Source organism: Halomonas sp. 3H, from assembly GCF_024206005.1.
Lineage (GTDB): Bacteria > Pseudomonadota > Gammaproteobacteria > Pseudomonadales > Halomonadaceae > Halomonas > Halomonas campaniensis.
Genome location: NZ_CP100360.1, coordinates 784,128 through 808,143 on the forward strand (window position 1 = coordinate 784,128; position 24,016 = coordinate 808,143).

A 24,016-nucleotide genomic window follows, 5' to 3' on the forward strand; every position below is an offset into this window, starting at 1 on the left:
GTCGACGTCGACGCGATGCGAGTCATGCGGGACTCCTTCTGCCGGACCTGACCACGTCAGGCCCCTTGCTGCGTGAGACGGCGGGAATGACCCGAGGGTTCACACCTTCAGGCGCATGCCGTCATGGGCCACCTCGATGCCTGCCGCCGTCAGGGTGGCATGCTCCCTGGAGTGCTCATCGAGGATCGGGTTGGTGTTGTTGATATGGATCAGCACCCGGCGGGTCGCCTCGGGCAGGGCACCGAGCTCCTCCAGCAGCCCATCCTCGCCGGCCAGTGCTAGATGGCCCATCTCGCGACCGGTGGCCTGGCCGACGCCGGCACGGATCAGCTCGTCGTCGTGCCACAGGGTGCCGTCCACCAGCACGCAGTCGGCCCGGGCCAGGAAGCCGCGAACCCGGTCATCCAGCTGGCCCAGCCCGGGGGCATAGAAGAGCCGGGAGCCCTGCTGCCTGTCCTCGATCAGCAGGCCGATATTGTCGCCGGGCGTGGGGGCTCCCCGGCGCGGCGAGTAGGGCGGGGCATTGCTGGTCAGGGACACGGCGGTGAAGCTCAGCCCCGGGCAGGCCGGCACCTCGAAGGTGGCCTCCAGGTGCGACTCGTCGATCCCGATGGGCTGCCAGGCCAGGCCGCCCTGCCAGTGCTCGAGCATCGGGAACAGCGGGAAGCCGCTGCTCAGGTCCTGATGGACGTTGGGCGTGCACCAGACGTCGAGCGGGCACCCCTCGCGCAACGACAGCAGCCCGGTGACGTGGTCGATCTGGCCATCGACCAGCAGGACGGCGGCGACGCCGCTGTCCCGAGGCACCTTCCGGGGGTGAAGTTCAGGGTTCGCCGCCAGCTGGGCGCGGATGTCGGGAGAGGCATTGCAGAGCAGCCAGCGCTCACCGTCGCTGCTGATGGCAATCGAGGACTGAGTGCGCGGCCTTGCGGCGAGCTCCCCGCGGCGCACGCCGAGACAGAGGCGACAGTTGCAGTTCCACTGCGGAAAGCCGCCCCCCGCCGCGGCGCCAAGCACCAATACCTGCATGTCACTCTCCCCGGTCCGGGTCGGCCTGCCGGCGCAGGCGCAAAGAAAAGGCCGACGCACCCTGGGGCGACGTCAGCCGTGTCGGTACCACCTTCCGATGAAGGTCAGCGATTGGAAATGTACAGCGTCACCTCGAAGCCGAGGCGTAGATCCTGATAGGCAGGCTTGGTCCACATGGGGGGTCCTCCTCGCGTGGCAGATAGGGTCTTGTTGTGCTCCACCCATCATTGAAGCATGCCCGGCGAGATCTGCCTTGCGACCAAGGTCGAAGGCTGCTGCGAGGAGAGCTGACACCGTATCCCCGAGCCGTCGATGCTCCGTCACCAGGCGCTCCAGCAGGGATGAGGTGGCTTTATTGCTGAGAGGCAAAAGTCTTTTGCACCGAATGGGGGCGTAATTCCTCCGGGCAGGGCAGGCGGCGACGAAAGATGTGCTAGACCTTCACTTGTCAACGCCTGAATCAGGACAACCAAAACAACGGGTGTGCCCAACCCTGGCCACCCTTCAGCGCGATTTCGGAGACACGCCATGCTTCGTCCAATCCTCTGCACGGCAGTGGCCGCGGGAATGCTCTCGGCAGCCGTTGCCCATGCCAACCAGAACCTGCTTGAACTGCAGGACAACCCTGAATACTGGCCGACCCAGCTAGGCAACTACCAGGGCAATCGCTACAGCCAGCTTGACCAGATCAACCGCGACAACGTGAATGAGCTGCGCTCGGTCTGGCAGTTCTCCACCGGCGTCCTGCGCGGCCACGAGGGCGGTCCCCTCTATGTCGGTGACGGCCGCCTCTATATCCATACTCCGTTCCCCAACAAGGTGTTCGCCCTGGACCTGGAGGACGAGGGACGCGTGATCTGGAGCTACGAACCCGATCAGGACTCCCGGGTCATCCCGGTGATGTGCTGCGACACGGTCAATCGTGGCCTGGCCTATGCCGACGGTCGGCTCTTCCTCGGCCAGTCCGACAACACCCTGATCGCGCTGGATGCCGAGACCGGTGAGCTGCTCTGGGATGTCAGCAACGGTGACCACACCGTCGGCGAGACCAATACCATGTCGCCGCTGGTGGTCCATGACAAGGTCATCGTCGGCATCAGCGGCGGCGAGTACGGGATCCGCGGCCACCTCACGGCCTATGATGTCGAGACCGGGGAGATGGCCTGGCGCGGCTACTCCACCGGCCCGGATGACGAGGTGCTGATCGATCCCGATACCACCCTGATGCTCGGCGAGCCCATCGGCGAGGCCGACCTGGGCCTGAGTACCTGGCCCGAGGGCGAGTGGGAGCGCGGTGGCGGTGCCCCCTGGGGCTGGGTCACCTATGACCCTGACCTCGACCTGATCTACTACGGCACCGGCAACCCGGGCACCTGGAACCCGGACCAGCGTACCAAGGATGGTGAGCCGGCGGACAACAAGTGGGCGATCACCGTGTTCGCCCGTGATCCCAACGACGGCTCGACCAAGTGGGTCTACCAGAAGGTGCCCTTCGACGAGTGGGACTATGACGGGGTCAACGAGAACCAGTTGATCGACGTCGAGTTCAACGGCGAGCAGCGCAAGGGGCTGGCGATCATCGATCGCACCGGCTTCGGCTTCCTGCTTGACCGCGAGACCGGCGAGCTGCTGGTGGCCGAGAAGTTTGCCCCCGAGACCAACTGGGCCGACAGCTATGACCTGGAGACCGGCCGTCCCAACGTCAACGAGGCGTACAGCACCTACCGCCAGGGGGTGAACGTCAACACCACCGACATCTGCCCCACCGCCATGGGCGCCAAGAACATGCAGCCCAGCGCCTACTCGCCGAAGACCGGGCTGCTCTATGCGGGGATCAACCGGATCTGCATGAACTACGAGCCCTATGAGACCGACTACGTGGCGGGCCAGCCCTATGTGGGGGCGACGCTCACCATGATGCCGGCGCCGACGCAGAACGGCGAGATGGAAGGCCGCATGGGCAGCTTCATCGCCTGGGATCCGGTGGCCGGTGAGGTCGTCTGGGAGATCGACGAGCGCTTTGCGGTGTGGAGCGGGGCCCTGGCCACGGCCGGCGACCTGGCCTTCTACGGCACCCTCGAGGGGCACGTGAAGGCGGTGGATATCGAGACCGGCGAGGAGCTGTGGCGCTTCAAGACCCCCTCCGGGATCATCGGCAACGTCAACACCTTCGTGCACGAGGGCAAGCAGTACGTCGGAGTGCTCTCCGGGGTCGGCGGCTGGGCCGGGATCGGCCTGGCGGCGGGGCTCGAGGATCCCGAGGAGGGCCTGGGGGCCGTCGGCGTCTTCTCCGCCCTGAGCGACTACACCAAGCTTGGCGGGGTGCTGACGGTCTTTGCCCTGCCGGACTGAGGCCGGCTTGATGCTCCCCCGGCGGGGCATGGACGAAGTGCCATGCCCCGTCGACCTATCCGATTCCGGGGCGAGGCCCCGGAGCCCCGAGAAGGACCGATTGCATGATGGTATTCCAGCGCACTCCCTGGCCTGCCCTGGCTGTCGCACTGCTGGGCCTGCTCCTTGCCCCCGCATCGGTGGCGAAGGAGCTGGGGGAAGCTCCCTATCGGCCAGGCGACTACGTGGTCGAGGACGGCAAGGTCGACCCCAACACCTACGAAGGTTATATCGTCTACACCCGGGCCTGCATGGCCTGTCATGGTCCGGATGGGCTCGGCTCATCCTTCGCGCCCAGCCTGATCCGCGCCGCAGAGCGCCGCGGCTGGGCCGATTTTGCCGGCACCGTGGCGGCGGGGCGTGAGGTGCAGCCGGGCCAGGTGATGCCCTCCTTCGCCGACGACCCCTACGTGATGCGCAATATCCCCTACATCTTCAGTTACATGCTGGCTCGCGGCGAGGGGGGGCTGGGTCGAGGCCGTCCCCAGATCATCGAGTCGATGCAGGATGAGGCGGAAAGCGGTGATGGCGACCAAGATGACTAGGGGCGAGGGCTAGCGCCTGGCCTGGTTTTCCTACCCGGACCCGGAGGACGCATGGGTGGAACAATTCTGCGACGCTGGCCGCTGCTGGTCGCGCTGCTTCTCGGCGGTGCCTCTGTGTCGGTGGTAGCCGACCTGCCGGAGCGCCAGGAGCGCGAGGCGCTGCGAGTCTGTGCCGATGGCAACAACCTACCCTTCAGCAACGAGGCGGGCGAGGGCTTCGAGAATCGTATCGCCGAGCTGATGGCCGAGGACCTGGGCGTACCCCTGGTCTATGTCTGGTCCCCTCAGGTGATGGGATTCGTGCGCAACACCCTGGAGCTGAGGGTCTGCGACGTCATGATCGGTGCAGTGGCCGGCTATGAGTTCGTGCAGAACTCCAACGAGGTCTATCGCTCCGTCTACTCCCTGGTGGTGCCCGAGGATTCCGACCTCCGGGTCGAAAGCCTGACGGACCCGTTGCTGCAGGGGCGACGTATCGGCGTGGTGACCGAGACGCCCCCCCTGGTACCCCTGCGACGTACCGGCGCCACCCTCCAGGGCTATCCCCTGATGGTCGATACCCGCGTCCGTGCCCCGGTACGCGACGCCATCGAGGATGTCGTGTCCGGCCGCACCGAGGGAGCCGTGCTGTGGGGGCCGCTGGCGGGGTACTACGCCGCCCGTCAGGAACCACCGCTCCGGGTCATTCCCCTGGTCGATGACGACTCGGGTGCGCATCTGGACTACCGCATCACCATGGGAATCCGCCGTGGCGAGCCCCACTGGAAGGACTGGATCAACGACTTCATCAACCGCCGCCAGGACGAGATCCACGCCATCCTCGCGGAGTATGGAGTGCCCCTGCTCGACCGCCGCGGTCGACTGCTGTCGCCCGGTGCGGGAGGTGAGTCATGAGCCCCGCGCGGTTTCCGGCGCGTGCCATGTCCCCGCTGCTGGCCCTGGCGCTCGCCACCGGACTGCTGCTCTCCGGTACGCCAGTCGAGGCCCAGCGTGCGGCGGCCGGCCCTCCCGACTGGCCGTGCGTCCAGCGCCTGATTCCGGAGCTTGCCTGGGGCACCATCTGGACCGGTCCCTCCCTGGACGAGCTGGAGCAGCGCTGGTGGGAGGACGAGGAGGTCGCTCGCGTGGCGCGCTTTGCCACGGCTCGCGATACCCCCGAGGAGCAGGCGCTGACGCGGGTGCGTGACTTCGTGGCCTCGGTGGATGATGACGAGGCAGAAGTGCGGCTGACGCTGCTGTTCGCCGGGCTGTTCGAGCTCACCGACCGCCAGCGCGGCCGGGCCATCGCGGCTACCCGCCAGGCGGCCCGGGCCCAGATGGCGAGGCTCGACACCATCTCCGGCATGGTCGATGACCTGGAGGCGCTGCGCGCCGACGACGCGGCAGATCCGGCGGACATCGAGCGACTCTCGGAAGGGCTGTTCTGGGAGCAGCGCACCTTCCAGAAGCGCCAGCAGGCGCTGCCGGCCATGTGCGAGCAGCCCTACCTGCTGGAGGAACGACTCGGCCGGATGGTGCGAGTGATCATGGAGCGGATGCCCTAGCAGCGGTGCGCGGGCACGCGATAACAACGACAAGACCACGACAGCGGCGGCATTGAGCTGCCTGAGGAGCCTGCATGATAACCTTGCCACTCCCCCCCCGCTGGCTGGCGGTGGGAGGGATCGTCATCGGCCTGGGCTGGTCGGTGGCGCTGCCTGCCGACACCCCGGACACCCTGACCCTGGGCTACCTGGGCATGGAACGGCCGGACGACCGGGAGCCGCTCTCGGTGCTCGACCCGGTTCTCGACGACGAGGGCCGCCAGGGGGCCCGGCTCGGCATCAACGACAACAACGCCACGGCACAGTTTCTCGGTCAGGAGTTCGTGCTGCACGAGGCCGAGGTGGCGCTGGGAGACGATGTCGGTGAGGCGCTGGAGCAGCTCATTGACGAGGGAGTCGACTGGATCATCAGCGGGCTGCCCTTTGATGCGCTGCTGGAGGTGATGGGGCATCCGGCCCTGGGCGACCGGGTGGTGTTCAACGCCTGGGCCCCGGATGACGCCCTGCGCGGGGAGGCCTGCCACCCCAACCTCTATCACACCACGCCGAGCCGGCGGATGCTGGCCGATGCGCTGGCCCAGTTCCTCGGCTACAAGCAGTGGGAGCGCTGGACGCTGGTCTACGGCAACACCGACGAGGATCGCCGGCTCGCCGAGACGCTGCGCGCCGCGGCCGAGCGCTACGGCCATCGCATCGTCGGCGACAGGATGTGGCCCCACGACCCCATGGCGCGTCGCGCCGAGGGGGGGTTCCATGCCATCCAGCGGGAGATCCCGGTGTTCGTGCAGGACCTTCCTGAACACGACGTTCTGGTGATCGCCGACGAGACCGACTACTTCGGTGAGTACTTTCCCTACCAGACCTGGGAGCCACGCCCGGTGGTGGGGACCCAGGGACTGATCGCCACCGCCTGGCATCGCGCCCACGAGTCCTGGGGCGCCGTGCAGCTGCAGCGGCGCTTCGAAAAGCTGGCCGACCGCTGGATGACGCCGCGTGACTTCGGCGCCTGGCTCGCTGTGCGATCGCTGGGGGAGGCGGCGGCGCGTACCGGCTCCGCCGAGCGCGAGGTCGTGCTCGAGTACATGCTCGGCGAGGAGTTCGAGCTTGCCGGCTACCTCGGGCTACCGGTCAGCTACCGCACCTGGAACCACCAGCTGCGTCAGCCGATCCTGATCACCGGCCCGCGCATGGTGGCGTCGGTCTCGCCCCAGGAGGGCTACCTGCATCCTCGTACACCACTCGATGCACTCGGCGCCGATGAGGGGGAATCACAATGTCGCTTCTGACTCCGCGGGGCTGGTTCTCCGCTTACCGACATGGCCTGCTCGGGCTGACCCTGGGTGGCTTGCTGGCACTGCCGCTGGCAGCCCAGGCGGAACGCATCTTCGTCTCCAACGAGAAGGACAACACCATCTCGGTCATCGACGGCGAGACCCTCGAGGTGGTGGAGACCATCCCTGTCGGCCGCCGTCCGCGCTCCATGGCCTTCAGCAGCGACGGCAGCGAGCTGTTCGTGGCGGTGGGGGACGACGAGTCCATCGACATGATCGACCTGGAGAGCCTGCGCGTGGTGCGCAGCCAGGCCTCCGGCGACGATCCCGAGGTGATCCGCGTGGATCCCAACCGCCCCTATATCTACGTCTCCAACGAGGACGACAACATCGTCTCGGTGCTCGACTACGAGGCCCGCACTCTGGTCACCGAGATCCCCGTGGGCGTGGAACCCGAGGGGCTCGGCATCAGCCCCGACGGACGCTGGCTGGTTTCCACCACCGAGACCTCCAACATGGCGCACATCATCGATACCGAGAGCATGGAGGCGGTCCACCATCGCCTGGTGGGGGCCCGGCCGCGGCATGCCGAGTTCACCCACGACGGTCGCGAGGCCTGGGTCTCGGCTGAGATCGCCGGCACGGTGTCGATCCTCGACATGGAGGAGACCTTCGACGTCAAGCACACCCTGCGCTTCGACGTCCCGGGCGTGCCCCGGGAGACCGTCCAGGCGGTGGGGGTCGTCCTGACCTCCGACGGGCGCTACGCCTTCGTGGCGCTGGGACCCTCCAACCGGGTGGCGGTGGTGGACCAGCAGACCTACGAGGTTCTCGACTACATCTTGGTGGGGCAGCGGGTCTGGCACCTGGCCCTCAACGGCGATGAGAGCCGTCTCTACACCACCAACGGGGTAAGCGGCGACGTCACGGTGATCGAGGTCGATGGCCTGAGGGCGATCCGCTCGATCCCGGTGGGGCGCTTCCCCTGGGGGGTGATCGTCGAACCGTGAGTGATTCGCCCACCAGGGAGGGGGACGCACCTGCCCTCGAGGTCCAGGACCTGAGCTTCACCTATGGTGGCCGGCCGGTGCTGGAGGCGATCTCCCTGGCCATCGCGGCCGGGGAGTTCGTCGTGCTGCTGGGCCCCAACGGCGCCGGCAAGACCACGCTCTTCTCGCTGGTGACGCGGCTGCACGACCGGCGCCGGGGCGAGATCCGCATCGGTGGCTTCGATGTGAGACGCCAGGCGGTGAAGGCCCATGCCCGGATCGGCGTGGTCTTCCAGCAGCCGACCCTGGACCTGGATCTCAGCGTGGCCCAGAACCTCGCCTACCATGCGGCCCTGCACGGCATGGGGCCCGGCGAGGCGCGCCGCCGGGCCGACGCCCAGCTGGCCCGGGTGGGCCTCGCCGATCGCCGGCGGACCCGGGTACGACAGCTCTCCGGCGGACAGCGCCGGCGCGTGGAGATCGCCCGGGGCCTGCTGCATGCGCCACGGCTGCTGCTCCTCGATGAGCCCACCGTGGGGCTCGACGTGGCCTCGCGGCGCGAGCTGGTCGAGCATGCCCATCGCCTCTGCGCAGAGGAGGGCGTGGCGGTACTCTGGGCCACCCACCTGATCGACGAGGTGCGCCCGGGGGATCGGGTGCTGGTGCTGCACCGCGGGCGGCTGCTGGCCGACGGCACGCCCGAGGCACTTACCGCCCGGCTTGGCGTGGCCACCCTGGGTGAGGCCTTCGACTGCCTGGTCGGGGACGAGGAGGCGCCATGCGACTGATGCCCTGGCTGCACTGCCTGCGCGGGGTGGTGGGGCGCGAGCTGCTGCGCTTCCTGCACCAGCGCAGCCGCTTCTTCGCCGCCCTGGTGCGGCCGCTGGTATGGCTGTTCGTGTTCGCCGTCGGCTTTCGGATGGCGCTGGGCGTGGCCATGACCGAGCCCTACCAGACCTACATCCTCTACGAGGTCTACATCGTGCCGGGGCTGGTGGGCATGATCCAGCTGTTCAACGGCATGCAGAGCTCGCTCTCCATGGTCTACGACCGGGAGATGGGCAGCATGCGGGTGCTGCTGGTCAGCCCCTTTCCGCGCTGGTACCTGCTGGTCTGCAAGCTGCTGGCCAGCACCCTGGTCTCGGTGGTGCAGGTCTATGTCTTCCTGGCCATCGCCTGGTGGTATGGCATCCAGGCGCCGCCGATGGGCTACCTGTGGATCCTGCCGACGCTGCTGGTCACCGGCTTCATGGTCGGTGCCCTGGGACTGCTGCTCTCCACCTTCGTGCGCCAGCTGGAGAACTTCGCCGGGGTCATGAATTTCGTGATCTTTCCGATGTTCTTCCTCTCCTCGGCGCTCTACCCGCTGTGGCGCGTCCGCGAGGGCAGCTACCTGGTCTACCAGATCGCCGCCCTCAACCCCTTCACCCACGCGGTGGAGATGCTCCGCTTCGCCCTCTACGAACGCTTCAACGGCGAGGCGATCCTGATCAGCGTGGCGGTGACCCTGGTGCTGCTGGCGCTGGCAGTCCTCGGTTACAACCCCTCCCGCGGCCTGATGGCACGCAAGGGCGGTGGTGACTGAACCAGAGGCGGGAACTCAGGGCTCGGCGTCGGCCGCAAGGGCCTCGAGGTAGCGGATGATCTGCCGGCGGGGCCGCTCGGCGAGCCCCCACAGCACCATGCGGTTGCCGGGGAGGAACTCCGCCGGGGCGGCGAGGAAGGCATCGAGGGTCTCGGCATTCCACTCGAAGTCGGCGGCCTCCAGCACCGGCGAGTAGCCGAAGCCCTCGAGGCCGCCGGCGGGGCGCCCGATCAGCCCATGCAGGCTGGGGCCGGCGATGTGCCGCCCCGGGGCCAGGCTGTGGCAGCCGACGCACTGGCTGCGAAACAGCCGTTCGCCCTGGCGGCGGTCGGCGTCATCGGCCGCCGCAGGAGTCGCGGCCAGCGCCGCCGAGAGGGCGATGCCCGTCAGGCGTCGACGCTGGCAGGGGGACAGGGGGAGGCGTGCCACGGGGCGTCAGAAACAGCGCAGGTTGGCATCGGCCTGTGCCTGATGCAGGGCCTGCACCTGGTCCTGCATGCCGCGCTCGGTACGGAACAGCACGCCCAGCTCGCCTCGCTGGTCCTGCATGCTCATCACCGTGGCGACCTGTTCATACGCTTCGTAGCTGAGGTGCTCGGCAATGACGTCGATGCTGCATGAGCACTTCTGCATGGTCAGATAGCTGTTGCCGTTGGCGGCCATGCAGCCCAGCACGTAGTCGACCCGGCTCTCCGTCGGGTAGTCGTTGGCCAGGGCCAGGGAACTGACGAGCAACGAGAGGGCCAGCAGGGGAAGGGCGGCGGAGCGGGCACCGCCCGACGGGAAGAGGATGCGCTTCATCGGGACCTCGGGAGTGGAAGCTCCAGTGCGATACCCTTTCAAGCTATGGCACCTTGCCGGATTTTTCCACCGTGTCGGTCGCCGGGGAGTCAGGCCTGGCGCTTCGGCGCACCGGCAGCAGCTCCTCGATGTGCTCGACCAGGTAGTCGATGAACTGGTAGACCTTGGGCGAGCGGTGGCGATGGCGAGGATAGACGGCCCATACCGCGGTGTCGTCATGGCGGTAGGCGTCGAGCACCGAGATCAGCTCGCCGCTGGCGAGGTAGGGGTCCACGTAGTAGTCGGGGAGCTGGGCCAGCCCCAGCCCCTTGAGGGCGGCGTCGAGCAGGGCGGGGCCGGAGTTGCCCTCCCAGGGGCCCTCGACGCGCACCTCGCGCCGCACGCCGTGCATGTCGAAGCGCCAGTGGTCCCGGGAGCCGACCAGGCAGCGGTGCCTGGAGAGCTCCGAGAGGGTGTGCGGCACCGGCACCCGGGCGAAGTAGTCCGGAGAGCCGACGACATACTCGTGGCGCTCGCAGAGCCGCCGGGCGATCAGCGTCGAGTCCTTCAGCGTGCCCATGCGAATGGCGATGTCGTAGCCCTCGTTGATGATATCCACCTGGCGGTTGGTGAAATGGAAGCGCACCTCGAGCTGCGGATTGAGCCTCATGAAGTCATTGATCAGCGGCGCCACGAAGCGCTCGCCGAAGGTGGTGGCAGAGGTCAGCTTCAGGACGCCGCGAGGCTGCGCCTGCAGGTCGTTGATGGCGGCCTCGGCATCTCGCAACCCATCGAACAGGTGGTGGCAGTGCTCGTAGTAGAGGGCTCCGGCATCGGTCAGCCGGATCTGGCGGGTGGTGCGATAGAGCAGGGTGGTCCCCAGCTGGGCCTCCAGCTGGCTGACCAGGCGGCTGACATGGGAGTTGGACACCTTCAGCTGCCGAGCGGCGGCGGCAAAGGTCCCCAGGCGCACCACTTCGACGAATGCCTCCACCCTGTCCCAGCGTTGCATGGCCACCTCGTGAGGAAGGATTGTTGTTGATGGACAATAATGTCATGTCTTTAATGCAGTTTATCCCATGCCAGGGCATTGCCTACACTGGTTCCACCTTCTGTCCATCGTCAATGAGGATATCGCCATGAAATCACGTGCCGCCGTCGCCCTGGAGCCGGGCAAGCCCCTGGAGCTCGTCGAGATCGACGTCGAGGGTCCCAAGGCCGGCGAGGTGCTGGTCCGGATCGCCGCCACCAGCGTCTGTCACACCGACGCCTACACCCTCTCCGGCGCCGACCCGGAGGGCAACTTCCCGGCGGTACTGGGCCACGAGGGGGCCGGCATCGTCCAGGAGGTGGGCGAGGGGGTCACCAGCGTGCGCCCCGGCGACCATGTCATCCCGCTCTATACCGCCGAGTGCGGCCAGTGCAAGTTCTGCCTCTCCGGCAAGACCAACCTGTGCGGCAGCGTGCGTGCCACCCAGGGCAAGGGCCTGATGCCCGACGGCACCAGCCGCTTCTCGCTGGACGGCAAGATGCTGCACCACTACATGGGTACCTCCACCTTCAGCGAATACACCGTGCTTCCCGAGGTCTCCCTGGCAGTGGTCTCCAAGGAGGCGCCGCTGGACAAGATCTGCCTGCTGGGCTGCGGCGTGACCACCGGTATCGGTGCGGTGATGAACACCGCCAAGGTCGAGCCGGGCTCCACCGTCGCGGTGTTCGGCCTGGGCGCCATCGGCCTGGCCGTGATCCAGGGGGCGGTGATGGCCAAGGCCGGCCGCATCATTGCCATCGACGTCAACCCCGACAAGTTCGCCCTGGCCGAGCAGTTCGGCGCCACCGACTTCGTCAATCCCAAGGAGTACAGCGACCCGATCCAGCAGGTCATCGTCGACCTGACCGACGGCGGGGTCGACTACTCCTTCGAGTGCATCGGCAACGTCAACGTCATGCGCTCGGCGCTGGAGTGCTGCCACAAGGGCTGGGGCGAGTCGATCATCATCGGCGTGGCCGGGGCCGGTGAGGAGATCTGTACTCGCCCGTTCCAGCTGGTCACCGGCCGGGTCTGGAAGGGCTCCGCCTTCGGCGGCGTCAAGGGGCGCTCCCAGCTGCCCGGCTACGTCGAGCAGTACATGAACGGCGAGCTCAACATCGATGACTTCATCACCCACGACATGCCGTTCGAGAAGATCAACGAGGCCTTCGACCTGCTGCATGCCGGCAAGAGCATCCGTACCGTCCTCCATTATTGAGTCGCGAGTGACACGCGCCTTTCCCTTCGCCGTCAGACGGAGGCCGGGTCGTCCCGGCCTCCAGGAGAATGATCCATGACCATGACCGAGAACCTGGAGCTGGTATCGGCCAACAAGAGCTTCGGCGGCTGGCACAAGCGCTACCGTCACCGTTCCCGGGCGCTGGACTGCGAGATGGTCTTCGCCATCTACCTGCCGCCCCAGGCCGAGACCGAGCGGGTGCCGCTGCTCTGGTGGCTCTCCGGGCTGACCTGCACCGACGAGAACTTCATGCAGAAGGCCGGTGCCCACCGCCTGGCCGCCGAGCTGGGGATCGCCATCGTCTGCCCCGATACCAGCCCGCGGGGCACCGACCTGCCCGGCGAGCATGACAGCTATGACTTCGGCTCCGGTGCCGGCTTCTACGTCAACGCCACCCAGGCGCCCTGGAAGACGCACTATCGCATGTACGACTACGTCACCGAGGAGCTGCCCTCGGTGGTACGCCAGCACTTCCCGGTGAACGGCCGCGAGTCGATCAGCGGTCATTCCATGGGCGGCCATGGTGCCCTGGTGATGGCCCTGCGCCGGCCCGGCCACTACCGTTCGGTGTCGGCTTTCGCGCCCATCGTCAATCCCACGGAGTGCCCCTGGGGCCAGAAGGCCTTCACCGGCTACCTGGGCGAGGATCGGGGGAAGTGGACCCAGTACGACGCCTGCGAGCTGGTGGCCCGCGGCGCCTCCAGCCAGCCGCTGTTCATCGACCAGGGCGAGGCCGACGACTTCCTCGAGGAGCAGCTCAGGCCCGAACGGCTCGAGGCGGTGTGTGCCGAGCACGACCATCCGCTGACCCTGCGTCGCCAGCCCGGCTATGATCACAGCTACTTCTTCATCGCCACCTTCATCGAGGACCACCTGCGCTATCACGCCGAACGGCTGCACAAGCAACGCTAGCGCGTTGAGGATGCACCGCTCGCTTGCCTCCCTTGCCGCCGAACGAGCCCGTATACTGGCCGCCTGGCGTCGGGTTCGCGGGGGCGAGTGACAGTGGGTCGAGCGATAGTGGGGCGAGGGATGATCAGGGCCTGGGGACGCCGGCTGTGGCGCTGGGCGTGGCGGGCGCTGCTGGGCTTCGTGGTGCTCTCGGTGCTGCTGGTGCTGCTGTTCCGCCAGGCGCCGGTGTTCGGCTCCATGGTGATGGTGGAGCGCAAGGTGCAGTCCTGGATCGCCCGGGAGCCCATCGAGCTCCGGCATCGCTGGCAACCCTGGGAGGCGCTGTCCGACCATGCCAAGCTGGCGGTGATCGCCGCCGAGGACCAGCGCTTCCCCGAGCATCGCGGCTTCGACCTGGTGGAGATGCGCCGTGCCTGGGAGTCCAACCGTGCCGGGGGGAGACTGCGCGGGGCCAGCACCCTCAGCCAGCAGACCGCCAAGAACCTCTTCCTGTGGACCGGCCGCAGCTGGCTGCGCAAGGGACTGGAAGCCTGGTTCACCCTGCTGATCGAGAGCCTGTGGTCCAAGCAGCGCATCCTCGAGGTCTACCTGAACATCGCCGAGTGGGACAGCGGCGTGTTCGGCCTGGAAGCCGCGGCCCAGCACTACTTCGGCGTCTCGGCGGGCCAGCTCAGCGCCGCCCAGTCCAGCCGTCTGGCGGCCATCCTGCCCAATCCGCGGGGCTGGGATGCGGCCCGGCCCAGCGCCCACGTGGAGCGGCGCAGCGCCTGGATCCGCCAGCAGATGAACAACCTCGGTGGGCCGGCCTATCTCGAGCGGCTTTGAAGCCCCACCTGTTCCTCCAGATTCTCCATCACATGGTGTCGCATTGCGGCGGCTGCCGGCGACAGGCTGACGCCGGCCCGGCAGATCAGCCCGATTCGGCGCTCCAGCCGGGGCTCCGCCAGCGGCACGAAGCGCAGCCGAGCACGCTCCTCCTGGAAGGCCAGGCGCGGCAGGGTCGTGATGCCGATTCCCGCCTCGAGCATGGCGGTCAGCGAGATCATGTTGGAGATATACAGGGCACTGTGCTCGAGGAGTTCGGAGGCGGGTGAGCCCTCGAGCAGCCGCGAGGTACCGTTGCGGATCAGGGCGTGTCCGGCCAGTTCGCGCCAGTGCAGGCGGTCGCGCCCGGCCAGGGGATGGTCGTCCCGGCATACCACGCCGATCTCGTCGTGCAGCAGCGGGATGAAGTCGAGCCCTTCCTCGGCCTGCCAGAGGCTGGTGATGCCCAGTTCCACTTCTCCGCTCAGCACCCTCTGGCTCACCAGCTCGGAGTGGCCATCCTGCAGGTTGATCTCGATGCCCGGGTAGTCGATCACGAAGCTCGCCAGGATACCGGGCATCAGGCGGCTGGCCACCGAAGGCACCGTGGCGATGTCGACACGCCCGGCCTGGTGGCTGGCCATGGCCAGGGCATCGCGGCTTACCCGATCGTGGTGGGCCACCAGCTCGCGAAAGCGCGGCAGACACCACTGCCCGAAGGGCGTCAGCGCTGCCTTGCCGTTGCCCTTCTCGAAGAGGGGCTGTCCGAGGCGCTCCTCGAGGTCACGCACCGCCATGGAGATCGCCGGCTGGCTGCGATGCAGGTGCCTGGCCGCGGCATGGAAGCCGCCCTGGTCGGCGATGGCCAGCACGCAGCGCAGCGGCTGGAGCTTAAGTTCGGGCAGCATGGTAAGTTGTCCTGATCATTTCATCGGATTTATTGATTATCCTTATCTTGGTGGCTCTCCTAGGATGGCGTCAACGCTATCCAGGAGGTATCCCATGTCCCAGTCCCATCCGCTTTTCATTGCCGGCCAGTGGCGCGAGGGCGAGAGCGCCATCGCCAACCACAACCCCTCGGACACCAATGACCTGATCGGCCACTACGCCCAGGCCAGCGTCGCCCAGGTCGGCGAGGCCATTGCCGCGGCCCGGCAGGGCCAGCGCGAGTGGGCCAGAAGCGGGCTGGAGCAGCGCTATGCCCTGCTGATGGCCATCGGCGATGAGCTGGTCGCCCGCAAGGACGAGCTGGGCCACCTGCTCTCCCGCGAGGAGGGCAAGCCGCTGGCCGAGGGGGTGGGCGAGGTCTACCGCTCGGCACAGTTCTTCCACTACTACGCCGCCGAGGTACTGCGCCAGCTCGACGAGCGGGTGGACTCCGTGCGACCCGGCGTCGAGATCGAGACCCGCCGCGAGCCGGTCGGCGTGGTGGGCGTGATCAGCCCCTGGAACTTCCCCATGGCCACGGCGGTATGGAAGATCGCCCCGGCGCTGGCCTTCGGCAACGCGGTGGTCTTCAAGCCGGCCAACCTGGTGCCGGCCAGCGCCTGGGCGCTGACCGAGATCATCAGCCGCCAGGCGCTGCCGCCCGGCACCTTCAACCTGCTGATGGGTCCCGGCGGCAGCGTCGGCGATGCCCTGATCTCGAGCCCCGACATCCATGCCCTGAGCTTCACCGGCTCGCTGGAGGTGGGACGGCGCGTGGCGGCCGCCACCGCCGGCAACCTGGTGAAGTGCCAGCTGGAGATGGGCTCCAAGAACGCGCTGATCGTGGCCGATGATGCCGACCTCGACCTCGCCGTGGAGGCGGCTTTCGCCGGCGCCTACTCCGGCACCGGGCAGAAGTGCACGGCCTCCTCGCGGCTGATCGTCACCGCGGCGGTCCATGACGCCTTCGTCGAGAAGCTCATCGCCCGGCTGGACAGGGCGACGGTCGGCCATGCCCTGTCGGAGGGGGTGCAGATCGGCCCGGTGGCGGATGCCCGCCAGCTCGAGTCCAACCTGGCCTGGATCGCGCGAGCCCGCGAGGAGGGCGCCATGCTGGCCTACGGGGGCGAGCGCCTCGAACGCGAGACCCAGGGCTACTTCATGGCGCCGACCCTGTTCACCGACACCACCAACGACATGGCGATCAACCGCGAGGAGGTCTTCGGGCCCATCGCCTGCGTGATCAAGGTCGCGGATGCCGAGGAGGCCATCACGACACTCAACGACACCCACTTCGGCCTGACCGCCGGCATCATCACCGACTCCCTGAAACTGGCCAACGCCTTCAAGGCCCGCGCCGAGACCGGCTGCGTGATGGTCAACCTGGCCACCGCCGGCACCGATTACCACGTGCCGTTCGGGGGGCGGAAGGACTCGAGCTTCGGTCCCCGCGAGCAGGGTCGCTATGCCCGCGAGTTCTACACCGTGGTCAAGACCTGCTACGTCAAGGCTTGAGGAGCGCTCCATGTCCAAGCAAATGCTGACCGTCGACGGCCTGCAGTACTCGAACTGGTCCAGGGAGATCTTCCAGCAGATGCGCGAGGGCGGCCTCGATGCTGTGCATGCCACGCTGGTCTATCACGAGAACACCCGCGAGACCCTCTCCCGGCTCGGCGAATGGAACCGCCGCTTCGAGCAGTATCACGACCTGATCATGCCGGTTCTGGAGCCGGGTGACATCGAGCGTGCCCGCGCCGACGGCAAGGTGGGTGTCTTCCTCGGCGCCCAGAACTGCTCGCCGATCGAGGACGACATCGACATGGTGGCGGTGATGCGTCGGCTGGGCCTGCTGATCATGCAGCTGACCTACAATAACCAGAGCCTGCTGGCCTGTGGCTGCTACGAGAGCGAGGACAGCGGCATCACCCGCTTCGGCCGGCAGGTGATTCGCGAGATGAACCGGGTCGGCATGGTCATCGACATGTCCCACAGTGCCGAGCGCTCCACGCTGGAGGCCATCGAGCTATCAGAACGCCCGGTGATCATCTCCCACGCCAATCCCGAGTTCTTCCACCCGGCCAAGCGCAACAAGTCCAACCGCGTGCTCGCAGCGATCGCCGAGTGCGATGGCCTGCTGGGCTTCTCCGCCTACCCCTTCCACCTCAAGGATGGCCCGGACTGCACCCTCGAGGCCTACTGCGAGATGATCGCGCGGACCGTTGACCTGATGGGCATCGACCATGTGGGCCTGGGCACCGACCTCTGCCAGGCGCAGCCCGTTTCGGTGCTGGAATGGATGCGCAACGGACGCTGGTCCAAGGAGATGGACTACGGCGAAGGCAGCGCCAGCAACGCCGGCTGGCCGCGCCCGCTGCCCTGGCTGCGCGACAGCCGGGATTTCCCCAACCTGGTCGACGGGCTGCGTCAGCGAGGCTTCGACGACACCGAGATCGAACGCATCATGGGCCGTAACTGGCTGGCACTGCTGGAACGTGCCGCGTCGCCTGTAGCCGGCTGAGACTCCACCTGACGGTTCCTCCAATAACAAGGAAAACATCATGAGTACGCCTGATAACCATACCTCGGAAAGGCCGAATACCGGCCTCATCAACCGCTTCGGCGACCCCGTTGTCCTGGGGCTCAGTGTCGGTTTCGTCGTGCTGTTCGTCGTGCTGTCGATCATCGATGTAGAGGGTGTCGCCTCTGCCATCGGTGACGGCTTCGCCTGGACCGCCGCCATCCTCGGCTCCTACTTCCAGTTGCTGCTGCTGCTGACCTTCTTCATTGCCATGGGCCTGGCCGTGTCGCCGGCGGCCAGTGCCAAGGTCGGCGGTCTCGACACGCCGGAGCTGAGCACCTTCAAGTGGCTGTCGATCATCATGTGTACCCTGCTGGCCGGGGGCGGCGTCTTCTTCGCTGCCGGTGAGCCGGTCTACCATTTCGTGGTCACGCCGCCGGCCTTCGACAGCGAGCCGGGAACCGTGCAGGCCGTCGCCGGCGCGCTGGCGCAGTCGTTCATGCACTGGGGCTTCCTGGCCTGGGCCGTGCTGGGCTCGCTGACCGCCGTGGTTCTTGCCTACTCCCACTACGACAAGGGGCTGCCGCTGCAGCCGAGGACCCTGCTCTATCCGGTCTTCGGGCAGCGCGTGATGAGCGGCTGGCTCGGTGGGGTGGTCGATGCCTGCTGCGTGATCGCCGTGGTGGCGGGTACCGTGGGGCCGATCGGCTTCCTTGCCACCCAGGTGAGCTTCGGGCTGCATGAGCTGGTTGGCGTCGCCGAGGGCTATGGCACCCAGCTGGTGATCCTGATCGTGCTGGGCGCCCTCTATGTCACCTCCGCGGCGACCGGCATCCACCGCGGCATCCAGCTGCTCAGCCGGTTCAATGTCTTCCTGGCGCTGGCCATCGCCGTCATCATCTTCCTGTTCGGTCCTACCCTGTTCCTCACCAACGCCTACCTCCAGGGCTTCGGCGAGTACGTGAGCTCCTTCCTGGCCATGGCCACCATGACCTCGGAAACCGCCCCGGCCTGGTGGATGCAGTGGTGGACGGTGTTCTTCTTCGCCTGGTTCATCGGCTATGGCCCGCTGATGGCCATCTTCGTGGCGCGCATCTCGCGAGGCCGCACCATCCGCCAGATGATTCTCGCCGTGGCGGTGATGGCACCCATTGCCACGACGGTGTGGTTTACCCTGCTCGGCGGCTCGGGGATCCATTTCCAGCTGACCGGCGCGATCGAACTTACCGAGGCCCTGAACAACTTCCAGTTCGACGTGGCGACCCTGACCGTGGCCCAGGCGTTGCCGGGTGGCATGCTCATGGCACTGGCCATCCTGTTGCTGACCACCATCTTCGTCGCCACTACCGGCGACTCCATGAGCTATGCCATCGCCGTGGTCTGCACCGGCCATGACCGTCCCCATGTCGGGGTGCGTGTCTTCTGGGGCGTGTCCATGTCGCTGATGGCGGCCATCCTGCTCTACATGGGCTCGGGACAGATCGGCGTGCTGCAGCAGTTCATCGTGATCACCGCGATTCCGGTCTCGCTGGTGCTGCTTCCATCGCTGTGGGCCGGCCCCCAGGCCGCCTATGCCATGGCGCGTCAGCAGGGCCTCACCACCCGGCCCAAGGTGATCGTCAATGACTAGTGCGGATCTCGTCTCGGCGGCACCGCTCGGCCTGCGTTCCGCCGATGAGGTGATGCGGCTCGAGCGGCTCGGCAGCCTGCATGCCACCCGGCTGAGCTTCGTGCGCAGCCTGGTGCGCCAGATGGCCCGGCAGCGCTGGCAGGTCTGCCGGGTGCGCTTCGACCTGGATGCCGAGGGCCATGGCACGGCCATCTACCGGATGCAGACGCCCCATGGCCGCTACCACGGCGTGATGTTCGCCCAGCCACTGGACGACGCACGCCGCTCCGACCGAGTCATCGCCGAGGCCTGGGACGTGACATTTGGCCTGGTGGAGGGCGACGTCGATGACAGCCTGCTGGCGCAGATGGCCGCCAACGTGCCGCTGCAGGAAGCGGGACGTCAGCATCCCAGGGTGCTGGTGCTGTCGCGGGCCAACAAGAGCCTGCGCAACTTCGCCCACTTCGCCGAGGCCCTGGCCCGCGGCGAGCAGCCCGATCCTGCCTGGCTGACTCGGGTCGGCTACCTCTACCGGACCACGGCGGTCTACGGCAACGGCAAGTTCGGCATCGCCGACTTCGCCCGACTGCTGGACAACCCCGACTTCCGGCGGCCCTTCTCGGCGCAGATGGCTGGCGTCTACCTGCTGCGGCACTTCTCCATCGAGCAGGTCGAGCACCTCGCGGCCTGCCGCTCACCGGACACCGCCTGTCGCCTGGCCACCGAACTGCGGCGCTACCTGGGGATCGGCAACTCCACCGGGCTCGGCATGGCGCCCTTCCTGATCAACCATCCGCAGCTGATTGCCCAGTGGGTCACCCAGCGCGAGACGGCCCTGACCCTGGCCCTGCGTCAGGCGCCGGAGGAGGCCGATCGCCAGCGACTGATCGCGCTGACCCGCCGTGCCATGCAGCATCTCGACGAGACCGCCACCGAGGACGCCGAGCAGACCGAGCGCAATGCGGCCACGGTGGCCGCGCTGCCCGACGTGCTGACCTGGCTTGCCAGCGTGCCGCTGGAGGCCGATATCTGGCAGCAGCTGGTGGAGTGGAGCGCCCGCACCCTGCCGCTGGAGGCCCAGGAGCTGATCAACACCCTGCTGATCGAGCTCTATCCGGATCAGGTCGACGCCCTGGAGGACCGGATGGGAGTGGCGGAGAACCTCGACCTGGAGCCCGACATGCCGCTGATACGCCTGCGTCAGCTGATCGAGACCCACTATGGCTGGGCGCTGGTCCATGACTACGCGAGCCGCGAGGGCGCCTACTGGTTCTGGTATCGCTCCGCCGAGAAGGAGGAGCCGAGGCTGGGGGTGCGCCATGCCGAGCCCGGCGCCGAGAAGGAGATGCCCATCGCCATCGGCCCGCGCGTGGCGCGTACCCACCAGGCACTATGTGACTTCCTCGAGCGTCATCCGCGGGCCACGGTGGTCGACTTCCTGCTCGAGCATCCCCGCCACAAGGAGGTGGTGCGCCGCATCCAGACCCTGGTCAGGGAGCCCTACGGCGATATCCACGCCAACCTCTGGCATCGCGACATGAAGCCGATGCACCTGCTGCGCACCAAGCTCTCCTTCTTCGGGGCCAGTCGCTTCGACCCCAAGTCGGACCGCTGGGTGCGGATCACCCTCTTCCAGGGCGCACCGCTGGTCGAGGAGCTCAATGCCGAGCCGCAGGACCTCGCCGACTTTGACGACTGGAGCTTCCCCCTCGAGCCCGCGCGGGCGGGGGAAGTCGGTTCCATCCACGGGCGTACGGGAGTGGCAGCACAATGATCGTCTCCTACAACGAACTCCAGGGCCTGTGCCGCAAGGCGTTCAGCGGGGTCGGCTTCGAAGACGGGGATGCCGCCGATGCCGCCGACATGGTCGCCTGGATGCAGTGTCACGGCCTGCACGGCGTCGAGCAGCTCAACCGGGGCCTGGACTACCTCCTCGAGGAGGATCCCGAGGCACGGCCGCGGCTGATCTACCAGGATGGTGACCTGGCGGTGCTCGACGGTCAGGGCCACAGCGTGCTGCGAAGCATCAGCCTGGCCACCGAGCTTGGCTTTGCCAAGGCGCGGGCCCGCGGCCTCTCGGTGGTCAAGATACGCCGCTGTCACAATCGCCAGCTGATCATGGGCTACCTATCGCGGCTGGCCGGGCGTGGCATGAACATCACCGCCTTCTGGCGCAATGCCCAGATGCCCCTCACCGAGCAGGTGGTGGGCTTTCGCGCGGGCCATGCCACGCCGGAGGTGCGCGTCTACTCGGTGCGCGACGTGCCCGAGGAGAACGAGCCCAACGACGGCATCACCCTGGTGATGGCCAACCACGTGGAGCTGCTGCCCTCCCTGGGCGCCGACCACGACCTCGACTTGCTGGCCCACCATCCCGAGTCGGAGCTGCTGGCCTGTCGACAGCTGGCCCTCGAGGAAGGCATCGAGGTGGACGACGCCATCTGGGAACGCCTCAAGACCCTGGCGCACCGCATCCTGGTGGAGTCCAGCGACGCCTCCCGGGGCGGCGCCGGTGCCGGCGACCACGACAACGACTGACCCCTATATCCTCACGAGACGCTTCCATGATCCAACCCGTCGCCACCGACCTCTATGCCGCCAAGGCCCCGCTGGAATGGGCCGTCATCGGCAATGGCATCCTCTTCACCGCCCAGATCCCCATCGGCGCCGATGGGGCCGTCGTCGACGGCGGGATCGAGGCCCAGGCCCGCCAGACCCTGGAGAACCTCCGTCACACCCTGGCCTGTGCCGGCGGCAGCATGGCCAGCCTGACCCAGGTGCTGATCTACGTGACCCGTCGCGAGGACCTGGCCACGGTCAATCGCCTCTATGCCGAGTACGTCAGCGCGCCTTTTCCCAACCGCGCGGCGATCATCGTCTCGGGATTCGCCCGGGAGGAGATGCTCGTCGAGATGGTGGCCTATGCTGTCATGCAGGAGACAGCCGACGGCGAGACGTGCTGAGAGCGACATCCTCGTCTCCATTCGCTCACCGGCCTTGTGCCCGGCCATTGTCCTGATCTCGGGCGGGTGACACCATGCCGATGATGGCCGTCGTCCCCGCCTAAGGGCTGCAAGCCGTCGATATCGCGCCACCTCACAAGCATCACAACGAGCCCGCCATGACAGAATCGACCGTCAACCCCAAGCGTCCCTTCCGCGGCAAGCCGCGCGGACGCGACCTGCCGCCGGTGGCGCTGGCGGCCCTGCGCATGCTGCTGGGCGACGAGCGCACCGACCCGAGCCTGCGACTGCGGGACCGGCTGATCGAGCACCTCCATGTCCTCCAGGATGCTCACGGCCACCTCTCCCTGGCGGAACTGCGGGCGCTGGCCGCCTACATGGCGCTGCCCATGGCAACGGTCTACGAGACGGCCACCTTCTATGCCCACTTCGACGTGGTCCACGACGACCAGGCGCCGCCGCCGGAGGTCACGGTGCGGGTCTGCGATTCGCTCTCCTGCCAGCTGGCCGGCGCCGAGGCCCTGCGCAAACGGCTCGCGGCCGGCTTCGCCCCCGAGACGGTGCGGGTGGTGCGCGCCCCCTGCATGGGGCGCTGCGACACCGCCCCGGTGGCGGAGGTAGGCCATCACCACGTGCTCTACGCCACCCCGGAGGGGGTCGAGGCGGTGGTGGACACCGGCCACTTCCATCCCGAGGCGATCCTCTGGCAGCGCCTGGCCGACTACCGCGGCGCCGGTGGCTACCGCCTGCTGGCCGCGTGTCGCGACGGTGAGGTGAGTGTCGAGGCGCTGATCGATGAGCTCGAGCGTTCGGGGCTGCGGGGCCTCGGCGGGGCGGGGTTTCCCACCTACCGCAAGTGGCAGGCGGTGCGCGCCGAGCCCGGCCCGCGCTATGCGGTGATCAACGCCGACGAGGGCGAGCCCGGCACCTTCAAGGACCGCCATTATCTGGAGCGCGAGCCGCACCGCTTCCTGGAGGGGGCCCTGATCAGCGCCTGGGCGGTGGAGGCCTGCGCTCTCTATATCTACCTGCGCGACGAGTATCCCGGCCTGCATCGGGTGCTGCGCGAGGCCATCGATGAGTTGGTCGCCGCGGGCCTGGTCGCGCCGGACTTCGTGATCCTGCGTCGCGGTGCCGGCGCCTACATCTGCGGTGAGGAGTCGGCGCTGATCGAGTCCCTGGAGGGCAAGCCCGGCAAGCCCCGCCACCGGCCGCCCTTCGTTGCCCAGCGGGGGCTCTTCGACCGGCCGACCCTGGTCAACAACGTGGAGACCGTCTACTGGATCCCGGTGATCCACGAGAAGGGCGCCGACTGGTTCGCCGACCAGGGCCGCCATGGCCGCCGCGGGCTACGCAGCTTCTCGCTCTCCGGCCGGGTCAAGCGCCCCGGGGTGCACCTGGCCCCGGCCGGGATCACCCTGAACGAGTTGCTGCAAGAGTATGGTGGCGGCATGCAGGAGGGCCACCGCCTCGCCGGCTACCTGCCGGGGGGCGCCTCCGGAGGGATCCTGCCGGCCAGCAAGGCCGATATTCCGCTGGACTTCGATACCCTTCAGGCCGAGGGCTGCTTCATCGGCTCCGCCGCCGTGATAGTTCTTTCGGACCAGGATGACCTGCGTGCGGTGGCCACCAACCTGCTGGCCTTCTTCGCCGACGAATCCTGCGGCCAGTGCACGCCGTGCCGGGTCGGCACCGAGAAGATGCTGACCCTGCTGGAGCGCGACGCCTGGGATGTTGAGCAGCTCGAGCGGCTCTCCCGGGTGATGATGGATGCCTCCATCTGTGGCCTGGGCCAGGCGGCGCCCAATCCGGTGCTGGGCCTGCTGCGGGACTTCCGCGATGAACTCGCCGGCCAGAACGTGATCGTGAAGGGGTAGGG

The 24,016-nt window shown here is 67.6% G+C and carries 24 protein-coding genes; 18 read left to right on the plus strand and 6 right to left on the minus strand.

Annotated features, from left to right (window positions below):
* Nucleotides 1–99: 99 nt before the first annotated feature.
* Entirely contained in the window at nucleotides 100–1,029 is a 930-nt protein-coding gene (gene pqqB, locus NFC98_RS03815; RefSeq protein ID WP_254276817.1) for a pyrroloquinoline quinone biosynthesis protein PqqB, read from the minus strand.
* 104 nt (nucleotides 1,030–1,133) lie between these two features.
* Complete coding sequence (gene pqqA, locus NFC98_RS03820; protein WP_119023712.1) at nucleotides 1,134–1,205, minus strand: pyrroloquinoline quinone precursor peptide PqqA; 72 nt, start codon at nucleotides 1,203–1,205, stop codon at nucleotides 1,134–1,136.
* 352 nt (nucleotides 1,206–1,557) lie between these two features.
* Here pqqA and NFC98_RS03825 point away from each other — a divergent pair, with 352 nt between their 5' ends.
* The 8 genes from NFC98_RS03825 to NFC98_RS03860 all read left to right on the plus strand — a co-directional run bounded on the left by NFC98_RS03825 (nucleotide 1,558) and on the right by NFC98_RS03860 (nucleotide 9,354).
* A complete protein-coding gene (locus NFC98_RS03825) occupies nucleotides 1,558–3,381 on the plus strand; it encodes a methanol/ethanol family PQQ-dependent dehydrogenase (RefSeq protein ID WP_302055094.1) in 1,824 nt (607 codons plus the stop codon).
* Between the two features lie 104 nt (nucleotides 3,382–3,485).
* Entirely contained in the window at nucleotides 3,486–3,965 is a 480-nt protein-coding gene (locus NFC98_RS03830; RefSeq protein WP_254276818.1) for a c-type cytochrome, read from the plus strand.
* Between the two features lie 51 nt (nucleotides 3,966–4,016).
* Nucleotides 4,017–4,859: a quinoprotein dehydrogenase-associated putative ABC transporter substrate-binding protein gene (locus tag NFC98_RS03835; protein WP_254276819.1), complete on the plus strand. Its 843-nt coding sequence runs from the start codon at nucleotides 4,017–4,019 to the stop codon at nucleotides 4,857–4,859.
* Nucleotides 4,856–5,509, plus strand: coding sequence for a hypothetical protein (locus tag NFC98_RS03840; RefSeq protein WP_254276820.1), 654 nt, complete (start codon nucleotides 4,856–4,858; stop codon nucleotides 5,507–5,509). Before NFC98_RS03835 ends, NFC98_RS03840 begins: the two co-directional genes overlap by 4 nt.
* A gap of 74 nt (nucleotides 5,510–5,583) precedes the next feature.
* A complete protein-coding gene (locus NFC98_RS03845; protein ID WP_254276821.1) occupies nucleotides 5,584–6,795 on the plus strand; it encodes an ABC transporter substrate-binding protein in 1,212 nt (403 codons plus the stop codon).
* Nucleotides 6,783–7,790: a PQQ-dependent catabolism-associated beta-propeller protein gene (locus NFC98_RS03850; protein ID WP_254276822.1), complete on the plus strand. Its 1,008-nt coding sequence runs from the start codon at nucleotides 6,783–6,785 to the stop codon at nucleotides 7,788–7,790. Before NFC98_RS03845 ends, NFC98_RS03850 begins: the two co-directional genes overlap by 13 nt.
* Nucleotides 7,787–8,557: a heme ABC exporter ATP-binding protein CcmA gene (gene ccmA / locus NFC98_RS03855; RefSeq protein WP_254276823.1), complete on the plus strand. Its 771-nt coding sequence runs from the start codon at nucleotides 7,787–7,789 to the stop codon at nucleotides 8,555–8,557. Before NFC98_RS03850 ends, ccmA begins: the two co-directional genes overlap by 4 nt.
* Nucleotides 8,548–9,354, plus strand: coding sequence for an ABC transporter permease (locus NFC98_RS03860; RefSeq protein ID WP_367948960.1), 807 nt, complete (start codon nucleotides 8,548–8,550; stop codon nucleotides 9,352–9,354). The genes ccmA and NFC98_RS03860 overlap by 10 nt, the downstream gene beginning before the upstream one ends.
* Nucleotides 9,355–9,369: 15 nt before the next feature.
* On the opposite strand, the gene NFC98_RS03865 is transcribed toward NFC98_RS03860, so the two are convergent.
* The 3 genes from NFC98_RS03865 to NFC98_RS03875 are packed head-to-tail and all read right to left on the minus strand — an operon-like array spanning nucleotide 9,370 to nucleotide 11,146.
* Nucleotides 9,370–9,783: a cytochrome c family protein gene (locus tag NFC98_RS03865; RefSeq protein ID WP_254276824.1), complete on the minus strand. Its 414-nt coding sequence runs from the start codon at nucleotides 9,781–9,783 to the stop codon at nucleotides 9,370–9,372.
* 6 nt (nucleotides 9,784–9,789) lie between these two features.
* Nucleotides 9,790–10,155 (minus strand): hypothetical protein, encoded by a 366-nt coding sequence (locus NFC98_RS03870; protein ID WP_254276825.1) that lies wholly within the window; start codon nucleotides 10,153–10,155, stop codon nucleotides 9,790–9,792.
* A gap of 43 nt (nucleotides 10,156–10,198) precedes the next feature.
* Nucleotides 10,199–11,146 carry a LysR family transcriptional regulator gene (locus NFC98_RS03875; protein ID WP_254276826.1) on the minus strand — a complete coding sequence of 316 codons (948 nt, stop codon included), beginning with the start codon at nucleotides 11,144–11,146 and terminating at the stop codon, nucleotides 10,199–10,201.
* A gap of 127 nt (nucleotides 11,147–11,273) precedes the next feature.
* Between NFC98_RS03875 and NFC98_RS03880 the strand changes: the two genes are divergently transcribed.
* The 3 genes from NFC98_RS03880 (at nucleotide 11,274) to mtgA (ending at nucleotide 14,141) form a co-directional block, all read left to right on the plus strand.
* Nucleotides 11,274–12,383, plus strand: a complete 1,110-nt coding sequence (locus NFC98_RS03880) for an S-(hydroxymethyl)glutathione dehydrogenase/class III alcohol dehydrogenase (RefSeq protein WP_254276827.1) — start codon at nucleotides 11,274–11,276, stop codon at nucleotides 12,381–12,383.
* A gap of 75 nt (nucleotides 12,384–12,458) precedes the next feature.
* Nucleotides 12,459–13,316 carry an S-formylglutathione hydrolase gene (fghA, locus tag NFC98_RS03885; RefSeq protein WP_254276828.1) on the plus strand — a complete coding sequence of 286 codons (858 nt, stop codon included), beginning with the start codon at nucleotides 12,459–12,461 and terminating at the stop codon, nucleotides 13,314–13,316.
* A gap of 120 nt (nucleotides 13,317–13,436) precedes the next feature.
* Entirely contained in the window at nucleotides 13,437–14,141 is a 705-nt protein-coding gene (mtgA, locus tag NFC98_RS03890; RefSeq protein ID WP_254276829.1) for a monofunctional biosynthetic peptidoglycan transglycosylase, read from the plus strand.
* On the opposite strand, the gene NFC98_RS03895 is transcribed toward mtgA, so the two are convergent.
* Nucleotides 14,123–15,028 carry a LysR family transcriptional regulator gene (locus tag NFC98_RS03895; protein WP_254276830.1) on the minus strand — a complete coding sequence of 302 codons (906 nt, stop codon included), beginning with the start codon at nucleotides 15,026–15,028 and terminating at the stop codon, nucleotides 14,123–14,125. The genes mtgA and NFC98_RS03895 overlap by 19 nt on opposite strands.
* 94 nt (nucleotides 15,029–15,122) lie before the next feature.
* Here NFC98_RS03895 and NFC98_RS03900 point away from each other — a divergent pair, with 94 nt between their 5' ends.
* From NFC98_RS03900 to NFC98_RS03930, 7 genes are all read left to right on the plus strand, one after another.
* Nucleotides 15,123–16,562, plus strand: coding sequence for an aldehyde dehydrogenase family protein (locus tag NFC98_RS03900; RefSeq protein ID WP_254276831.1), 1,440 nt, complete (start codon nucleotides 15,123–15,125; stop codon nucleotides 16,560–16,562).
* A 10-nt stretch (nucleotides 16,563–16,572) separates the two neighbouring features.
* On the plus strand, nucleotides 16,573–17,565 hold the full coding sequence (locus tag NFC98_RS03905) for a dipeptidase (protein WP_254276832.1): 993 nt from the start codon (nucleotides 16,573–16,575) through the stop codon (nucleotides 17,563–17,565).
* 40 nt (nucleotides 17,566–17,605) lie between these two features.
* Nucleotides 17,606–19,195, plus strand: a complete 1,590-nt coding sequence (locus NFC98_RS03910) for a BCCT family transporter (protein WP_254276833.1) — start codon at nucleotides 17,606–17,608, stop codon at nucleotides 19,193–19,195.
* Nucleotides 19,188–20,948, plus strand: coding sequence for a hypothetical protein (locus NFC98_RS03915; protein WP_254276834.1), 1,761 nt, complete (start codon nucleotides 19,188–19,190; stop codon nucleotides 20,946–20,948). Before NFC98_RS03910 ends, NFC98_RS03915 begins: the two co-directional genes overlap by 8 nt.
* Nucleotides 20,945–21,712 (plus strand): Ldh family oxidoreductase, encoded by a 768-nt coding sequence (locus tag NFC98_RS03920; RefSeq protein ID WP_254276835.1) that lies wholly within the window; start codon nucleotides 20,945–20,947, stop codon nucleotides 21,710–21,712. Before NFC98_RS03915 ends, NFC98_RS03920 begins: the two co-directional genes overlap by 4 nt.
* Nucleotides 21,713–21,738: 26 nt before the next feature.
* Entirely contained in the window at nucleotides 21,739–22,137 is a 399-nt protein-coding gene (locus NFC98_RS03925; RefSeq protein WP_254276836.1) for a RidA family protein, read from the plus strand.
* Nucleotides 22,138–22,295: 158 nt separating this feature from the next.
* The gene (locus NFC98_RS03930) at nucleotides 22,296–24,014 is read left to right on the plus strand and encodes an NADH-ubiquinone oxidoreductase-F iron-sulfur binding region domain-containing protein (RefSeq protein WP_254276837.1); all 1,719 of its coding nucleotides are present in this window, start codon (nucleotides 22,296–22,298) and stop codon (nucleotides 24,012–24,014) included.
* Nucleotides 24,015–24,016 lie beyond the last annotated feature (2 nt).

Excerpts from the sequence above, each read along its gene's own strand:
- pqqB (WP_254276817.1), bottom strand. The coding sequence starts at position 1,029 with ATGCAGGTATTGGTGCTTGGCGCCGCGGCGGGGGGCGGCTTTCCGCAG.
- NFC98_RS03825 (WP_302055094.1), top strand. The coding sequence starts at position 1,558 with ATGCTTCGTCCAATCCTCTGCACGGCAGTGGCCGCGGGAATGCTCTCG.
- NFC98_RS03830 (WP_254276818.1), top strand. The coding sequence starts at position 3,486 with ATGATGGTATTCCAGCGCACTCCCTGGCCTGCCCTGGCTGTCGCACTG.
- NFC98_RS03835 (WP_254276819.1), top strand. The coding sequence starts at position 4,017 with ATGGGTGGAACAATTCTGCGACGCTGGCCGCTGCTGGTCGCGCTGCTT.
- NFC98_RS03840 (WP_254276820.1), top strand. The coding sequence starts at position 4,856 with ATGAGCCCCGCGCGGTTTCCGGCGCGTGCCATGTCCCCGCTGCTGGCC.
- NFC98_RS03845 (WP_254276821.1), top strand. The coding sequence starts at position 5,584 with ATGATAACCTTGCCACTCCCCCCCCGCTGGCTGGCGGTGGGAGGGATC.
- NFC98_RS03850 (WP_254276822.1), top strand. The coding sequence starts at position 6,783 with ATGTCGCTTCTGACTCCGCGGGGCTGGTTCTCCGCTTACCGACATGGC.
- NFC98_RS03860 (WP_367948960.1), top strand. The coding sequence starts at position 8,548 with ATGCGACTGATGCCCTGGCTGCACTGCCTGCGCGGGGTGGTGGGGCGC.
- NFC98_RS03870 (WP_254276825.1), bottom strand. The coding sequence starts at position 10,155 with ATGAAGCGCATCCTCTTCCCGTCGGGCGGTGCCCGCTCCGCCGCCCTT.
- NFC98_RS03875 (WP_254276826.1), bottom strand. The coding sequence starts at position 11,146 with ATGCAACGCTGGGACAGGGTGGAGGCATTCGTCGAAGTGGTGCGCCTG.
- NFC98_RS03880 (WP_254276827.1), top strand. The coding sequence starts at position 11,274 with ATGAAATCACGTGCCGCCGTCGCCCTGGAGCCGGGCAAGCCCCTGGAG.
- fghA (WP_254276828.1), top strand. The coding sequence starts at position 12,459 with ATGACCATGACCGAGAACCTGGAGCTGGTATCGGCCAACAAGAGCTTC.
- mtgA (WP_254276829.1), top strand. The coding sequence starts at position 13,437 with ATGATCAGGGCCTGGGGACGCCGGCTGTGGCGCTGGGCGTGGCGGGCG.
- NFC98_RS03895 (WP_254276830.1), bottom strand. The coding sequence starts at position 15,028 with ATGCTGCCCGAACTTAAGCTCCAGCCGCTGCGCTGCGTGCTGGCCATC.
- NFC98_RS03900 (WP_254276831.1), top strand. The coding sequence starts at position 15,123 with ATGTCCCAGTCCCATCCGCTTTTCATTGCCGGCCAGTGGCGCGAGGGC.
- NFC98_RS03905 (WP_254276832.1), top strand. The coding sequence starts at position 16,573 with ATGTCCAAGCAAATGCTGACCGTCGACGGCCTGCAGTACTCGAACTGG.
- NFC98_RS03910 (WP_254276833.1), top strand. The coding sequence starts at position 17,606 with ATGAGTACGCCTGATAACCATACCTCGGAAAGGCCGAATACCGGCCTC.
- NFC98_RS03915 (WP_254276834.1), top strand. The coding sequence starts at position 19,188 with ATGACTAGTGCGGATCTCGTCTCGGCGGCACCGCTCGGCCTGCGTTCC.
- NFC98_RS03920 (WP_254276835.1), top strand. The coding sequence starts at position 20,945 with ATGATCGTCTCCTACAACGAACTCCAGGGCCTGTGCCGCAAGGCGTTC.
- NFC98_RS03925 (WP_254276836.1), top strand. The coding sequence starts at position 21,739 with ATGATCCAACCCGTCGCCACCGACCTCTATGCCGCCAAGGCCCCGCTG.
- NFC98_RS03930 (WP_254276837.1), top strand. The coding sequence starts at position 22,296 with ATGACAGAATCGACCGTCAACCCCAAGCGTCCCTTCCGCGGCAAGCCG.